Origin of the sequence: Streptomyces sp. NPDC048436 (assembly GCF_043200355.1) — a bacterium.
In the GTDB taxonomy this organism is placed as follows: Bacteria; Actinomycetota; Actinomycetes; order Streptomycetales; family Streptomycetaceae; genus Streptomyces.
The window spans coordinates 64,051-80,764 of sequence record NZ_JBICXP010000008.1 but is presented as its reverse complement, the minus strand read 5'-3'; the positions used below and the strand labels follow the sequence as shown (position 1 = coordinate 80,764).

The 16,714-nt window shown below is 68.3% G+C and carries 9 protein-coding genes and 1 pseudogene; all 10 read left to right on the top strand.

What is annotated here, in order from left to right:
• Positions 1-2,554 precede the first annotated feature (2,554 nt).
• The 10 genes and pseudogenes from cas3 to ACGFX9_RS26315 all read left to right on the top strand — a co-directional run bounded on the left by cas3 (position 2,555) and on the right by ACGFX9_RS26315 (position 16,674).
• Entirely contained in the window at positions 2,555-5,425 is a 2,871-nt protein-coding gene (cas3, locus tag ACGFX9_RS26360; RefSeq protein ID WP_393476780.1) for a CRISPR-associated helicase Cas3', read from the top strand.
• A gap of 324 nt (positions 5,426-5,749) precedes the next feature.
• Positions 5,750-7,294: a type I-E CRISPR-associated protein Cse1/CasA gene (gene casA, locus ACGFX9_RS26355; protein ID WP_393476777.1), complete on the top strand. Its 1,545-nt coding sequence runs from the start codon at positions 5,750-5,752 to the stop codon at positions 7,292-7,294.
• The gene (gene casB / locus ACGFX9_RS26350) at positions 7,294-7,935 is read left to right on the top strand and encodes a type I-E CRISPR-associated protein Cse2/CasB (RefSeq protein ID WP_393476774.1); all 642 of its coding nucleotides are present in this window, start codon (positions 7,294-7,296) and stop codon (positions 7,933-7,935) included. The genes casA and casB overlap by 1 nt, the downstream gene beginning before the upstream one ends.
• Before the next feature lie 229 nt (positions 7,936-8,164).
• Complete coding sequence (gene cas7e, locus ACGFX9_RS26345) at positions 8,165-9,325, top strand: type I-E CRISPR-associated protein Cas7/Cse4/CasC (protein ID WP_393476772.1); 1,161 nt, start codon at positions 8,165-8,167, stop codon at positions 9,323-9,325.
• Complete coding sequence (gene cas5e / locus ACGFX9_RS26340) at positions 9,322-10,128, top strand: type I-E CRISPR-associated protein Cas5/CasD (protein WP_393476769.1); 807 nt, start codon at positions 9,322-9,324, stop codon at positions 10,126-10,128. Before cas7e ends, cas5e begins: the two co-directional genes overlap by 4 nt.
• Entirely contained in the window at positions 10,125-10,769 is a 645-nt protein-coding gene (gene cas6e / locus ACGFX9_RS26335) for a type I-E CRISPR-associated protein Cas6/Cse3/CasE (protein ID WP_393476766.1), read from the top strand. Before cas5e ends, cas6e begins: the two co-directional genes overlap by 4 nt.
• Before the next feature lie 25 nt (positions 10,770-10,794).
• Entirely contained in the window at positions 10,795-12,351 is a 1,557-nt protein-coding gene (locus tag ACGFX9_RS26330; protein WP_393476763.1) for a Mu transposase C-terminal domain-containing protein, read from the top strand.
• Complete coding sequence (locus ACGFX9_RS26325; protein WP_393476761.1) at positions 12,348-13,157, top strand: AAA family ATPase; 810 nt, start codon at positions 12,348-12,350, stop codon at positions 13,155-13,157. The genes ACGFX9_RS26330 and ACGFX9_RS26325 overlap by 4 nt, the downstream gene beginning before the upstream one ends.
• Before the next feature lie 429 nt (positions 13,158-13,586).
• Positions 13,587-14,303 (top strand): annotated as a pseudogene (locus ACGFX9_RS26320) (IS5 family transposase); the annotation flags it as partial.
• Positions 14,304-14,931: 628 nt separating this feature from the next.
• Positions 14,932-16,674: a hypothetical protein gene (locus ACGFX9_RS26315; protein ID WP_393476759.1), complete on the top strand. Its 1,743-nt coding sequence runs from the start codon at positions 14,932-14,934 to the stop codon at positions 16,672-16,674.
• Positions 16,675-16,714 lie beyond the last annotated feature (40 nt).

Genomic DNA, 16,714 nt, shown 5'->3' with positions numbered 1-16,714 from the left:
GATCCGGTGCCGAGTCACACCCGCTCACGCAGGCTCTACTACGGCTCGGGCCACGTCAAGCTAGCTCTGTGCCGACCGCTCCCGCTTGCGCGAGAGACGGTCGCAGTCCGTCAGAGTCCAACGCGACCGCGTCATTTCCGCTCACGCGGGCTTTACGACCACCGCAACCCCCACGACGTCCGCCAAGTCGAGTCACTCCCGCTCGCGCAGGCTCCAACGTCCCGTCGGGTCAGCGGGACTTGCTCCCGCCGGTACTCCCGCTCGCGCGGGCTCCACGCGAGCGCACTGTGGGCGGAAGTCGCCGACACTGCGTCACTCCCGCTCGTGCGGGCTCTACCGACCAAACCGGCCGCTGTGCCGGTTCTCCCGCGATCGCTCCTGCCACGCGGGCTCTCCGAACATCGTCACTTCCGCTCGCAAAGGCGCTACGTATTCCACCACATGGTGAAGGAGGCCGAAGCCGTATCATTCCCGCTCGCGCGGGCTCTACCTGCACCCCGACTCCGAGGTCTGGCTCACCGGTGGGTCACTCCCGCTCGCCGAAGGCGCTACCGGAATGTTGGGCGGGTCGTACGCCCGGATGGCGCGTCACTCCCGCTCGCGCGGGCTCTACATCGACCAGGGAAGCCCGTATCTGAGCGAGCACGTGTCACCCCCGCTCGCGCGGGCTTCACCACGAACTGGGGCGTCACACCGCCCAGAGTCGGGGCATTCCCGCTCTCGCGGGCTTTGCACCTTCTACCACCACACGATTGAAGCCCAGGCCGGGTCACTCATGCTCGCGCACGCTCTACCCCATCATTGAGACGACTTGGAGTACATCGCTCTGTCACTCCCGTCGGCGCGGGCTCTACGAGCGCAGCTGGCTTCTTGGACCTCAAGTTCCCGGGACACTCCCGCTCGCGCGGGCTCTACTGTCGGCTCTCATGGACGGGTGCCGCGACCAGCGGGTCATTCCCGCTTGCGCGGGCTCGGCAGGAAAGGGCGGGGCCGTTCGGCCAGGGCGGTTGAGTCACTCCCGCTCACGCGGGCTCTGCTACACCTCCGTCCTCGCCTCGACGGCGTGGATAGGGTCACTCCTGCTCGCGCGGGCTCTACAACATGGTCCGCCTCGCACACGGCGCGAAGGCCGGGCCATTCCCGCTCGCGCGAGCTCTGTTACGCGGAGGTCACCGTCTTGGACAGGGAGTCTGAGGCCCTCCCGCATATGCAGGCGCGTCACTCCCGCTCGCGCGGGCTTTACTCTTTTTGAAGTCAAAAGCTTCTCTGCGCACCGAGCAGAGCGGATCACTTCCTCTCGCACGAGTTCGACGATGTGATCAGCAATGCCGGTGTGTCGGGGCCAGCGGGTCCCTCCCGCTCGCGCGGGCTCAATCTCTCGCCCTGGTCGAGGTGATGGGCGAGTCACTCCCAGTCGAGCGTGCTTTGCTCTTGGCTGGCCGTCTGATGGTCGCCAAGGACGAGTCATCCCGCTCGCGCGGACTCCACCTTGTGATCATCGGCGGGAAGCTGACCATCAAAGGGTCACTCCCGCTCACGCGGACTGCTGGCCAGTGACCACTTGGCAGGGCTGTCAGCACGAGTCACCCCCGCTCGCGCGGGCTGGGGCTTTACCGGGGCCCCAACCCGATCCAGACGGCCATCATCGGGACACTCCCGCTCAGCGGGCTCTGCTACGCGACGGTCACCGTCCTGGACAGGAAGTCGGGGGCACTCCCGCTTATGCGGGCGCGTCACTCCCGCTCGCGCGGGCTCTGCTCCTCACTCTTGGGCACGGACCGCAGATGGGCCGGGTTACTCCCGCTTGCGCGGGCGCTACCAACTGGAGAAGCTGGGCATCGTCTGGAGCCACGGGTCACTCCCGTTCGACGTAGGCTCTTCCACTCTCACGTCCCGAAGCTCGGGCACGGGTCATTCCCGCTCGCGCGAGCTTTACCTCACGCGTGAGCCGATGCTGGCGTCACGGATCGAGTCACTCCCGCTCGCGCGGGCGTTGCCGCGCCCCGGGACCGTGAGCTGCTGGCCGAGCCATTTCTGTGCGTGCGGTTCTACCTGCACCCCGGCTCCGAGGTCTGGCTCACCGGCGGCTCACTCCTGCTCGCGCAGGCTCTACCCCGTCGTCGAGATGAACTTGCAGTACATCGCCGGATCACTCCCGCTGGCGCGGGCTACACAGCTGGTACCGGGGCACCACGACACCGACTCCGGGGCACCCCCGCTGGCGCGGGCACTACGAGCTGCTGCAGATCGTGGGGCGGGCCCTGCGAGGGCCACCCCCGCTCGCGCGAGCTCCTCCTAACCGATCCACGACAACGCCCGTATCCCCGCCGACGAGTCACTCCCGCTCGCGCGGGCTCTACTCTTTGCGACCTGGGTGTTCTGAGGTACTTTGCCCGTCATTTGCTCGTGTTGGCCAGGGAGATGATGCCACATCAGCGGTGGAGCCCGGAGGAGACGGGCGGACAGGACGTGGATTTTAGTGGGTGTGCAGCTGGTTGTTCTTGTTTCGGGTGATCATGCCGTCGGGGGTTTCCGAGGGTGACAGTGTGCGGGGATGGGAGCTGTTGAGGACGCCCGGTATGGCGGTGTTGACCTTCGTCCGTGGGGGAAGTTCGATCGTACGACGCTGATGGTGTATTCGCTGCTGTTCCACATGATCGATGTGGGTGCGGTGGCCGGAGTGCTGTGGGACAGGTTTTTGACATCGAGTCAACGCAGGATCATCAGCGTCGGGCTCAACGTCCCGCAGGAGCAGGCGTGTTCGCTGGTGTCCTTCCTGGCGGCCATGCATGACATCGGGAAGCTGATCCCCTACTTCCAGTCCCTTGAGCCTGCGGCGCACCTGCGGCTGGGGGAGGACCTTTTGTCGGATGCGGGGGCGGTGGTGCATGTGCCGCACGCGCGCGCGTCGATGCATGCGGGGCTGCATCTGCTGGGTGAGCTGGGGTTCGCCGTGGGTGGTAACGATAGTCCCGCCGTGCGTGCTGCGCAGTGTCTGGGCGGGCACCATGGCCGGTTCCTGCAACTTGACGTGGACGGGGCGGCATCCGTCCACCGGGTGCAGGCCACTCTGGGCGGTCCTGTGTGGCAGGACCTGCGCCGCCGCTACACCCGGCTGCTGTGGCACCTGTTCGGTGTTGAGAAGGCTCCGGATCGGGTGTCGGTCGAGGCGGCGGTGCTGATGACAGGGGTGACGATGGTCGCGGACCGGGTCGCGAGTCAGCGCCGGTACTGGGTGCCCAACGCGCACACTGCGTCCTTCGGCGCCGCCGAGCATCACACCCGCGCCCGCCGGCAGGCCGAGGAGGAGGTCGAGCGGCTCGGTCTCGCCCGCTTCGCACTGGACCGGACCCCGTTTGCCGCCGCTCACACGGGACTTCAGGAACCCAACGCTCTTCAAGCCTCCGTGATGGGCGAGTTGCCGCGGCTGGTTGCCGAGCGGGGGAGTGGCATCGCGGTGGTCACCGATGCCATGGGGGCGGGCAAGAGCGTGGCTGCACTGGAGATCGCGCGGATCTTCAACGAGCACTGCGGAACCCAGGGGGTGACGTGGCTGCTGCCGGCCACGGCCGCCGCCGACCAGGCCTACAACGTCCTGGACCGCTATGTGCGGGCCCACCGGCCCGAGTACGCCCCGGTGACGCTGGTGCACCATCACAGCGACCTCAACGAGGACTACACCGGTCGGCGCCTGTCCCCGGCGGACATGTCCGTCCTGGACGGGCCGCCCGATGATCCGTTCACCGACGACCCGGACGACTCCTTCACCGGCGACGAGACGGAGCCCGGCCCGGGTGCCGCCGGCCCTGACCGGTGGCTGCGTGGCCGGGACAACGCGCTTCTGGCCCAGTACACCGTTTCCACCATCGACCAGGCGCAGATGGCCGTGCTTCCCGTCCGCTTCAGCGCGTTGCGCATGCTGGCCCTGTCGGGCAAGACCGTCGTGGTCGACGAGGCCCACGCGCTGGATCCGTTCAGCCAGCTCCAGTTGCTGCGCCTGCTGCACTGGCTGGGAGCGTTGAACTGCCCGGTCGTCCTGCTGTCGGCGACGATGCCCGCGTCCACCGCCACCGAGCTGGTACGGGCCTATCTGTCAGGGGCCGGCCGCACCGCTCTGCACGGTGTCTCGTTCGCCCCCGATTACCCCGGATGGCTGTTCGCGGACGCGGCAACCGCCACCGCCCACCGCATATCCGGGCCGGCCCGGGAGCAGCAGCAGGCTGCCCAGCGCAGGACCGCTCGCATCCGCGTCCGCCCGGTCACCTACCGGCGCCTCGAGGAGGCCGGCCGCACGGTTGAGGCGTCCGAGCGCCTGGCCGTGATCGCCGACACGCTCCAGCCGGTGATCCGCTACGGCGGATGTGCGGCCGTGGTGTGCGCCACCGTCGCCGACGCACAGGACACCTACCAGTACCTGCGCCGCACGTGGACCGGCCCGCCGCACGACCTGGTCCTCGTCCACGCCCGGCTCGGGGGCCAGCGACGGCGGAGCACGCTGCGGGACCTCCGCCGCCGGCTGGGCCCTGCCGGCCCGCGCCCGGCCCGCCTCGTCGTCATCACCACCAGTCTCCTCGACATGAGCCTGGACATCGATGTCGACCTGATGGTCAGTGATCTCGCTTCGCTGGCACGTCTGCTGCAGCGCCTGGGGCGTCTGGGCCGTTTCACCCGCCTGTGGGCCGGGCAGAGCTGCCGCCCCGCCTGGTGGGACGGGGACGATACTCCGACGCTGACGGTGCTCCACCCGGTCAACTCCCGCGGTGCGACGGCCCTGCCGCCCGGCTGGGGGACGATCGAGCCCGCCGTCACCCTCCACGCAACCGCCCGGCTCCTGGCGGCACTTGAAAAGGAACCCCTGGTGGTACCCGATGATGTCCAGGCCCTCGTCGAACAGGTTCACGGCGTCACCTCCCCATTCGCAGGGGAGACGGCGCGCCTGCAACAGATGGCTGCCACGCACCATATGCGCACCGGCCGTCAGCAGCAGCTCAGTGCGATCCACCTGGTGCCCCCGGCGAAACGGGTCTCTTCCCTGGCCGACCTGCACCGCCAGCACCTCACCACCGCCCAGGCTGCCACCCGGCCCGGTGTCCTGCCCCGCCGCCTGCTGCCCTGCTACCGCAGCCCCGACGGCACCTTGACCCTCGACCCCGCCGGCCTTCTTCCGCTCCCGGACCAGGAATATCTGAGCACACGCCACCTGCGCAGCATCCTGGACCACACGCTGCCCGTCCCGGCCGCCTGGGTCGCCCGCCCTTCCGCCCGGCATCAGCCGCCCGCCAGCTGGCAGCAGCACCCTCTTCTCGCCGACACCGTGCTGCTGCCCACTGATTCCGTGACCCGTAAGAGTGAACAGCGTTTTGGCCATCACTGGCTCCGCATGGACGAAGTACTCGGCCTCCTGCACCGCAAAGACCACGACTGATCACCGAACGTGAAGCTCAGAGCCGAAAGCATCACGTCACCCCTCGATCGTCAGATTGTCTCACTGGCCATCAGGGTCTGCGGCGGCATGATTCGCTGTGCCGCACGCAACCGAATGCCCGGCCGCACATCGCACACCATCGCGCCCCACAAAGGCGCGGCGATGCTCCCTGCACGGCGTCTGGCCAGCCTCGGCCACCCCCGGGCCGCCGCCCTGCCGCACAGCAGCAGCGAACCCCCGGACAACACCGCCCCGGCACGGCTTCCGAGCACCCGCGGGCACCCCTTTGCGTACGACCCTTCCTGACTCCGAGAGACACCTCCCTTGCCCCCGTTATCGCCGCCCGCCACGTTCAGCGCAGCCGACCACCCCTGGATCGACGTCCGCACCGGTCACCACTACGACCAACTGGGCCTGCGAGCCCTGTTCCTGGATGCCCACCACATCGACGACCTCGCCCTGCCGCACCCCCCGGCAGCCTCAGCACTGCTGAGAATCGCGGTCTCCATCACCGCCCGGATCACCGGCCTGGACGACCCCGAACTCACAGCCTCCCAGTGGAACGCCCTGCGCCGCCGCTGCCTGACCCAGGGCCGCTTCGACCCGGACGCCGTCCACACCTACTTCGACCAGCACGGCTGGGACGTATTCGATGAGGCCCGGCCCTGGCTGCAAGACCCCTCACTGCGCACCCAGTGCGACCACAGCACCGGCATCAACGCCTTCGTGCCCGGGCGCCCCGCCGGCAACAACCTGGCCTGGTTCAGCCCGCACAGCCACCACACCACCGAACCCGTGCCCACCGCCGAGGCCCTGCAGATCCTGCTCATCCACCACCACTACGGGCGCTCCGGCGGCAGCACCCCCCGCACCATCGACGGTGTCACCAGCACGAAGCAGACCAGCGGGCCCCTGCGCTCCAGCGTCTCCTTCCACCCCCTGGGCCGCACTCTGCACGAAACGCTCCTTGCCGGTGTGCCCGCCTTCACCGGCGACGAACAGCAACCGGGCGAGGACGCCTGCCCCTGGGAAGAACCCGCACCGCCCGACCCCCAGGCCCCGCCCCGCCCACTGACCTGGCCCGGCAGACAACTGACCGGACTGAGCCGCCACGCGATCCTCCTCGTGCCCGGCCCGGGCGGCACCACCGTCACCGACGCCTACATCACCTGGGCCACCCAGCAACCCAAGCCGATCACCACCGACCCCTACCTCGCCTACCGCTTCGACCCCGAACGCAACAACGTCGCCCGGCGCCGCACCCTCCACCGCGCTGATGCGTCCCGCGCCTGGTGGCGCGACCTGGAGACACTGCTCCTGGCCCCGGACGAACACCGCACACACCGCCGGCCCGCCATCTTCGACACCCTCAACGACCTCCCCGAACCCGTCCGGCGCAGCCTGCGCATCCGCGTCCACGGATTCGACCAGGACGGCAAGGTCATCGACCGGCAGTGGTACACCGCCCTCACCCCGCCGCTGCTGAACTGGACCCAGGAGCACGATCCGGTCAAGGCCCAGCGCATCGCCGAGTGCTGCCGCGAGGCCGAACACGCAGCCAGCCAGCTGGCGATCGTCGCCAAAGCGGCCTGGAAAGCCGCCACCAACAGCAGCCCCACCAAGGGGCAGCAGCCTCCCTGGACCGGCAAGGCCCTGACCCGGTACTGGCCGAAGGCCGAAACGGTGTTCTGGCGGCTCCTGGACGAACCCGACACCAGTGCACCCACCGCGTTCGCGGGCGTGGCCGCAGCCGCCCTGCGCGAGGTCACCGAAGCCGCCCGGATCCGGCACACCTCCGCGGCCCGCGCCGTCGCCCACGCGGTCAGAGACCTCTACCGCCGGCCCGCAGCACCCCGGAAGGCCGCCTGATGCCCACCACAGCCGAACACCGCACCTCCTGCGACGCGTTCGTCTCCCACATCCATCTCCTGTGCGCCGAGCCGGGCATCCGCGCCCGCCTCAGCCGGGGGAGGGGCCGGCCCGTCGAAGAATGCGCCCCCCTGGACCGCTACCTGTCCCGGCGCACCGCACACCGCAGCGGGCGCCGCGCCTACTACACCGTCGCCAGCCTCATCGCCATGGCCGGACCCCAGGCACACACCCCGGGCGTGCGCACCGAACCGGACGACGACACCGGCCTCACGACCGCAGCAGACGATCTGGGCATCCTTGTCGCCCCCGCCACACCGGCACCCGCACCCTCGCCGCCGGATCCGGCGGCCTGGTTCGCCCGGCCGAACCTCGGCGCCACCCTCGCCGCCGCTGTATGCAAAGCCGGCCACGCAGCGGAGCGCACCGAGGATCTCCTGAGCGTCCTGACCCGCCTCAGCGACGACCAGCTGCACCGTCGCCTGCCCACCGCCGTCACACGGCTCCTGAAGGACAACATCACCCCCGACTGGGGCGTCCTCCTCCATGACCTGGTGCAACGCCCCCGCCACCGTGACCAGGTCGGACTGCGCTGGCGCGACGCCTTCTACCTCGCCACCCCCGAACCCCGGCGCTCCTGACAGTCCCGGCCGGCACCGCCCGCCCGGCCGATGCTCCCCACCAGGACACCTCCCCAGGAGCAGGCCGCCCGCAGTTCACGTTCCCAAGCCACCCGGCCTGCCCGGCCGCCCGCCTGCCCGGAGCTGCGGCGACACAGACCGATCCCGCCCCTTTCCCGCTGCCCTGGCACCCGTACCGGCCAGCCGTATCAGCGCGATGCCCGCTGCCCCCAGTGAAAGAAGCACACCCATGCACACCCCGGCACGCTTCCTCGACCTGCACATCCTCCAGCCCGTGACCGCGGCGAACCTCAACCGCGACGCGGACAACGACCCCAAGACCATCTCCTTCGGGAACGCGATCCGGGCCCTCGTCTCGCCCCAGGCATGGAAGCGCCCCATCCGCCTCAACGTCGAACAGGATCTGGGCGAACACGCCGCCCGCACCCGCATGGTGCCGCCCCTCGTCGCCCGGAAACTGCAGGAAGCCAAGTGGCCCGAAGACCTCGCTGCATTCGCCTCGGCACAGATCGTCCACTCGGCCAAGAACGGCGGCCTGCAGCACAACGACAAGGAGGGCTACCGCACCCAGGCCATGCTCTACCTCCCCACCGACGTCATCGACGACCTCGTCGCCCTGTGCGAAAAGCACCGCACCGCCCTCGAAGAAGCACTCGCCGCCCACACCCCCAAAAAGAAGATCGACCCGGTCCTGCCCGCCAAAGACCTTGCCGCACAGCTGACCCGCCGCACCGCGAGCATCAACCTGTTCGGGCGGATGCTCGCCGAACTCCCCGCCGGCCATGTCGAAGCAGCCGTACAGATGGCCCCCGCCTTCTCCGTGCACCAAAGCGACCCGCAGCCCGACTTCTTCACCGCGGTGGAGGACCTGCCCCAGGACGGGGGCTCCGGCAGCGCCCATCTCCAGACCGCGTTCCTGACCACCAGCGTCCTCTACCGTTTCGCGACCATCAACATCACCGACCTCCGCCACAACCTCGGATCCACGACCTCGGCCGAGGCGGTCAACGCTCTCATCGAGCTCTTCGTCCGGCACTTCATCCTGAGCATGCCGGGCGGCAAGAAGACATCCACCGCCCCGCACACCGTCCCCGACCTCGTCCACTACGCCGTCCGCGACCGCCGCTCCGTCTCCTACGGCGCCGCTTTCGAACAGCCCGTCAAGGCCGCCCCCCAAGGCGGCTACACCGCCCCCGCCCGCCAGGCGCTCACCGACTACGCCATTACCATCAGCCGCCTGCTCGGCCCCCGCCACCTCGTCGCCCACGGACACACCACCACCGCCAACCCCATCAAAGCCCTCGGCGCCCACCACCCGTCCTTCGACGACCTCGCCGCCGCCTGCGCGGCTGCCGCCACCGCCCCGCTCACCCCCGCGGGCCGGCCGTGACCGGTCTCGTCCTGCGCCTGGCAGGCCTGCTGCAGTCCTTCGGTGAACGCGGCGTCTTCCACTACCGCGACACCTGCGCCTTCCCCACTCGCTCCTCACTCATCGGCATGTTCGCTGCCGCCCAGGGCCGCACCCGCGAACACGCCCTCGCCCCCTACCCCCACCTGCAGGCACCGGGCGACACCACCGTCCCCAGCCACCGCGACCTGACCTTCACCATCCGCATCGACCAACCCGGCACCCTGTACCGCGACTTCCACACCGTCGGCGGCGGCCACCCCCGCGACCAAAGCCTCCTCACCGGCAACGGCACCCGGCGAAAACCCGCCGCCTCCACCCTCGTCTCCCACCGCGACTACCTCACCGGAGCCGTCTTCACCCTCGCCGTCCAAGGACCCCCGCTCCTCATCAGCCACATCGCCGAAACCCTCGAACGCCCTCGCTTCGCACTGTTCCTCGGCCGCCGCGCATGCCTGCCCGACGAACCCCTCGTCCTCCACCCGGACAGCCCCGACCCCATCCACGAACTCCTCACCCGCGCCCCCCTCACCCGCACCCAGGCCCCCCGCCCCGACACGCGCCTGCCCACCACATTCGTCTGGGAACACCCACCCCCCGGCACTGACCCCGCCACCCCACCCGACCGGGAAACCACCAGCGAACCCACCAACCTCACCCGTCACGCCCGACGCCACCTGCCACGCCCCTTGTGGATCACCACCGAATACCTGCCCGCCCACCTCTACGCAGGGCCCCGACCGATCGACGCCCTCACCACGTACCTGCACGGAGAACCCGCGTGACCAGCCTCACCCGCATCACCCTGGACCCCCGCAACGCAGCAGTCAGAGCCGACCTCGCCGACGTCGACAGCCTCCACAAGACCCTCATGCGCCTGGTCCCCGACCACACCGGCCCCACCCCCCGGGCCACAGCCGGCCTGCTGTTCCGCACCGAACCCGGACCCGACCCCACCCTCCTCGTGCAAACGGCCCACCCACCCCGCCTCACCGCCCTGCCCACCAACTACGGCACAGCCCGCACCCTCGACCTCACCCCCCTGCTCAACTCCCTCACCCCTGGGCACACCATGCGCTACCGCATCACCGCCGCCCCCACCGCCGCACGCTCCGCGGGCAACCCCACCCGCCACCCCGTCACCGGGAAACGCCGCGGCAAGATCACCCACCTCACCGGCGACGACGCCATCTCCTGGTGGCAGCGCCGCGCCGCAGGCGCCGGACTCGAACCCGTCACGGTCTCCGGCCTCCCTCGGCCCTTCCCCCGGACTCAACTCGGAGCCTCGGCCCCCTACTTCACGCTGACCCAGTTCGACGGTTTCGCCCGCATCACCGACCCCAGTCTCCTCACCGATGCACTGAGGCACGGCATCGGCAGGGCAAAAAGCTACGGAGCCGGACTTCTCTCCCTTGCCCCCGCCTGACCCCAACCCAGAAACCACATCCTTCATGTCACCCATTCCTGACCAGAGCGCCCTGCGCGCGGCCGCCATCCACCGCCTCTACACCCTCGAACAGTCAGAACAGCTCACCCGCACCCGCATCATCGGCGTCGCCGACGCCTTCGGCGTCCATCCCCGCACCGTCGAGAAGTGGCTCGCCAACGCCCGCGCCAACAACGGCACCTACCAACCCCAAGACCGACCCTCCTTCACCCTCACCCCGCACATGCTCGACGCGGTGGCCCGCTGGCGCGGCAACGCCACCGCCGCGTGGAGGGAACTGCGCGCCGACGGCCACCCCGTCCCGTCCCTGCCCACCTTCCACCGCGCCACCAGCAAAGCCCTCACCCCCGGGATGCGCGCCGGCCTGCGCGGCGGCGAGAAAGCACGCCGACGCTTCGACGTGGCAGGCGAACGCGACCGCCACCACCGCAACTACGCCTGGGAAACCGACCACGTCGAAGCCAGCGTCAAAGTCCGCGTCGAAGGCCACATCCGCAAACCCTGGATCACCTTCTTCGTCGACTGCGCCGCCTCAGCCATCTGCGGCCTCGCCATCAGCCCGCAACGCCCCAGCCGAGAGGCCGTCCTCGTCGCCATCCGCGACGCCATCCTCATCGACAAACACCACGGGCCATTCGGCGGCATCCCCACCTACGTGCGCGTCGACGGCGGCAAAGAATTCCTGTGCGCCACCGTCAAAGAAGCCCTCGGCGCCCTGGGAACCCAAATCATCGCCCTGCCCCCCTTCACCCCCGAGGGCAAAGGCAACGTCGAGGCAGTCAACGGAGCCATCAAGAAAACCCTGTTCGCCGGCATGCCCGGCTACACCCACGCCCCCACCCTCCGCGGCAACAAACCCGTCGACCCCGACCAACCCCTGCTCCCCTTCGAAGAGTTCGTCCGCCTCGTCCTCGAATGGGTCCACCGCTGGAACCACGAGAACACCCCCAAGAGCCTGCAAGGCCAGACTCCCCGCCAGGCCTGGGACGCCGACCCCGCGCTCATCGACACTGTCACCGCCGAAGACCTCCACACCTACACCCTCGAACGCCACGGAAAACCCCTCATCATCAGCAACGGCGGCGTCCGCTGGCGCAACCGCAACTACATCGCCGACTGGATGCACGGCCGCGTCGGCGAAAACGTCACCCTGCGCTATCTCCCACACCACGATCACCGCATCGAGCTCTACGACCCCCAGACCGGCCGCCACCTCGGCGCCGCCACCATGGCCGGACAAGCCACCCGGGAACAGGGCCTCAGCCTCAAACGAGCCCGGCGACGCGAAGCCGACCGCCTGCGCGCCCGACTGCGGAAAGCCGAGAAAGACCGCAACACCCGCTACGCGGCCGCGACCCGGCCCGCCCTGCCCGTGCCCCTGGACGTGATGCCCGAGGAGGAAGCCCTTGAGCACCTGCGGGCCCTCGACGGCTTCGACCCGGCCGCAGAAGCGCTGCCCGACCTCATCCAGCTGCCCGAACCCGACGCCGACTGGACCCTGCCCCTCAACCCCAATACGTCACCTCCCCAGCCGCGGACACACCCCGAGGACCAGCCATGAGCACCCCCACCACCCAGCCCCGTCCCAGCCAGCTCCCACCCCCCAGCCAGGACCACTACCTGGGCCTCACCGGAGCCAACGCCATGGCCACCAGAGCCGTAGCCGAGACCGAAGCACGCGTTCTCAAAGCCATCAAACACAACGCCATGGTCTGCATCCACGGACACGTCGGCCTCGGGAAAACCTTCGCCGTCCACACCGTCCTACGCCGCCGCGCCCCCCAAACCACCGTCCGGCTGCGCTACAACACCGGCGCTAACATGAACGAAATCCGAACCCAGCTCTGGCGCCGCCTCGGCCTGCCGGGAGAACCGCCCCAAGCCGCCGGCCCCTGCGACCAACAAATCCAAGAAGCACTCGAAGCAGAACCCCACGTCCTGCTCATCGACGAAGTGCAAGGCCTGGGAACCAAGCCACTGGAGTACTTCCGCACCCTCTGGGGTGACGACGCTCGCCGAGCCGCCATCATCTTCGTCGGCAGCGGCAACACCCGGCAGAAGATCCTCAACAACCAGGCCCTGCACTCCAGGATCCTCGACTGGTACCAGTTCAGCCCCCTCACGCCGACCGAAGTCCAGGCCATTGTCCCCGCCTACCAGCAGATCTGGACCGGCGCACAGCCCGAACTGATCCTGTACGCCGACGACATGGCAGGCCACGGATCATTCCGGAACTGGGCAAGAGTCACCGTCCTCCTTAACGACGCGCTCGAGGAGAACGCTGACCTCACCCTTGACAAAGACCTCATCCGCTGGGTACTCAGCCGCATCGACCCCACTACCCGCCACACTCCGCAACGCAGCTGACTGCACCAGCCCTCGCCGCCGAGGCCCCGACCGCGGCCGCGGCGGGGGACGACCAGCACGCACCAGCGGATCCGGGATCGAGCAGCCACTGCTCAGGGACGGAAAGCCCGGGCCGGCGAAGCGGGACTGACACGAGAAGGACCCCGTGATCGAGCCGGGCAGGCGGTGATCGGTTCGAAGCGTAAAGCCGGTCTGAGGCCGCTGGCTTCCTCGATCATTCGGCACATGGCGCGTTCGGGATCAGATCACCGGGACAGAAATGGCCAGCTCCGAGTTCCCGGTAGAGGACCTCTGAACAACTCGGACCAGCCGCTATTGAGCGGCGAGGATCTCCTCCAGAACGAACGAGGCATCCGCCGGGAGGCCGTCACCGTTGGGAACCGCTCCGGCGCAGACGACCAGGGCTAGCCTGGACCGAAGCTGGTGCAGGGAAGACCTCGGGTGCCTGACCGCCAAGCACTGTGCGGGATCTTGTTCGTGCTGCACACCGGCATCCAATGGGAGTACCTGCACCAGGAGTTGGGCTTCGGCTCGGGAATGACCTGCTGGCGGCGCCTGGCCGCCTGGAACGACGCCGGAGTCTGGGGCCAACTCCACCTCCTCCTGCTGGAGAAGCTCCGGTCGAAGAACCAGTTGGACTAGTCGCGGGCAGTGATCGACTCCTCCCACGTGCGGGCTTCCCGGCGGGGCCCAAAAGCGGGCCCCGCCCGGTCGACCGGGCACGGCCGGGCAGCAAACACCACCTCATCGTCGACGGCCAGGGCATCCCACTCGCGGTCACGCTGACCGGCGGCAACCGCAACGATGTCACCCAACTCCAGCCCCCTGCTCGACAAGATCCCTGCAGTGGCAGGCCTGGTCGGCAAACCTCGCCGACGGCCCGACGCGCTGCTGGCCGACCGCGGCTACGCCCACGACAAGTACCGGCGCCTGCTCTGGCAGCTCGCAATCCGCCCCGTGATCGCGAAACGAGGCGAGCCGCACGGCACCGGACTGGGCATCTTCCGCTACGTCGTCGAGCACACCATCGCCTGGCTCCACGGCTTCCGACGCCTCCGCATCCCCTGGGAACGACGCGACGACATCCACGAAGCATTCCTCGGAATCGCCATCTGCCTGAACACCCACGTAAAACGCCTCTGTTAGAGCCTTTTAGCCAAGGTCGTCGGCCCGTATGGGATTGCGGTCCGTTCCGGGGGCTTCGGAGGTCGTCTCCTATCCGCCAGCACGTGTTGCTTCTCATGGCGGACGTTTCGTCACCGGCGTTGCCGAGTAGTCCAGTTCGTTGGCCGCGCGATGCACAGGCTCCTTCACGGAAGCCTCACGGGATCGTGATTCCCCTGTGTACAACCGTGTCTGACGTCACGTCTGTTTCAGGTGGTTCAAGACGTGTGGCCGGTTGATGACCTTGCTGCCCCAGATCGAGTTCCCATAGAACGTTCCAGCGCGACAAAACACATCCGATCAGCCCTGCCCAAAGGGAGACATGCGGGCGGGGCCAGAGGGGAATTTTCTCTTGTCTGGAAGATCCGCAAGAAGTCGCATTCTGTCGAGACTCGCGGTTGGTGCCTGCTCAATCCTGCTTCTAGGAGCCGGGAACGTGGCCGCAGCTGACAGCCGTGACACCACTCCCGACTGGGACTATGCGCCGTCCTCACGGCCTGCAGCTGGAGCGGAAAAGCTGGTCACGGCGGCCAACAGTAACCGGCCTGTCTCAGGGAAGAACCAGAAGGCCGGGCCACCGTCCACCAAAGACTCCGCCGGAGTCTGGCAGGTGAACCGCACCAACGTCACGCTGAGCAACACCGTCACCGACGCCGATGACGACACAGCGAACTTGACGTTCCAGGTCTACACGACCGATGCCAGCGGCAACCCGAAGACCCAGGTCCAGCTCACCGACCCCGATACCGGCAAGCCCGCCGCCTACGGCGTGGTGGTGTCCGAATACGTGACATCCGGCGGTAAGGCGGAGGTGACGCTTCGGTACGGCGACCTGAAGACGAACACCACCTATGCCTTCCGCACCAGCGCATTCGACGGGACCCTGTACGAGACCGACTGGTCCTCATGGACGAAGTTCCACACCCGCGGCCGGGCGGTGAGCATCACGCTGCCCGAGCCGAACAAGGACGCTCCGACGCTGAACCAGGACGACTACCAAAAGCCGCAGCAGATCCCCCAGCCCGACATGGTGGCTGTCGACCCGGCCATACCGCCCATCGGGCGCAGTGCCGCAGACGGCTGGAACTGCGGCAAGATCAACACGAAGACGGACATCCAACCGTGCTCACGGCTGGTCCCGGACGCCAGCAAGCGCACACGCGACGCCCTCACCAAGGGGGCGAACGCGGACCTGCCGCACCTGGTCGACTGGTGCAAGACCTATACCAACTCGCACATCAAACGGTATGAGGCCTGCATATCGACCTTCACGTACGAGTACGAGGGCATCGTCGTCAAGGACGGCAAGCCCACCGGCGAGATCCTGAACGCCTCATGGGTCGTGGGGCAGGAGGTGAAACTGGCGGCGAACTCTGCGACGTTCACCCAGCAGCTCACCCTCGTACCCGTGGAGGTCGATGAGAAGTTCGGTTCGGTGACGCTCGACGTCCGCTTCGACTGCATGATGCCCGACAAGTGCTCGAACGGCCCGCAGTCGTGGGACGGGGCGCTGGAGTGGACGGGGCTCGATCCGTCCTCGCACACGGCGATCGGGAAGATCGACCACACCTGGAATGCGTCGAGCAACGCGGAGACGCTGGACCTGTCGACGAAGATCAGCGCCTATTCGCCGGTGGCGAACCCGGCAGCGACACGGTGGCAGGCCGATGGCGCGCAGATCCGCTGCGACAAGATTTCCTCCACCACTCCGGGCTGCACGTTCCACAAGTACATCCCGACATGGGTGATGAACTTCGACAAGACCCCACCGGCCGTCGCGCATGCCTGGCTGATCCAGTCCAAGCTGCCCACTCACCCCGGCAGCAAGGCCGCCAACAAGCCGCTGTTCTACCTGCCCTCAAAGGAAAAGAACCAGCACAAGCGCGACCCGGACGACAACCGTAAGGTGATCTGCCCTGACGGCTGGGCGGGCACCTACGGCAACCCGGACGCCACCAAAGTCACCGAGATCAGCTCCACCGACAAGCTGTCCTGTGATGAGTTCGCCTATGCCTCCACCTACAACTCCGGCGGCATGCCCGCCGGCATGGGCGGCATGAACGAGGTCGACACCGGCAACGACTGCGTGCAGACCTACGCCACCCGGGTCAAGCAGGGCGAATGGCATCTGTACGACGACACCCGCACGGCTGCTCCGACCTGGAAGGAGAAGTGCGGCCGCTCGGCCATGTCCGGCTGGATCAACTCCACCTCGATGGGCGGGGCGTTCAGCGCAGGCTTCTCAGGCAAGTACCGGCTGCTCGACCAGGACCCGTACTGGGTGGACTTCCCTCAGTTCGCGCACTGCGACGCATCCAAGGTGACCGTGGCCTGCACGGTCCCCAAGCCGTAGGTTGCTGAACGCTGGTGGGGGCACAACCGCTCCCAGCCGT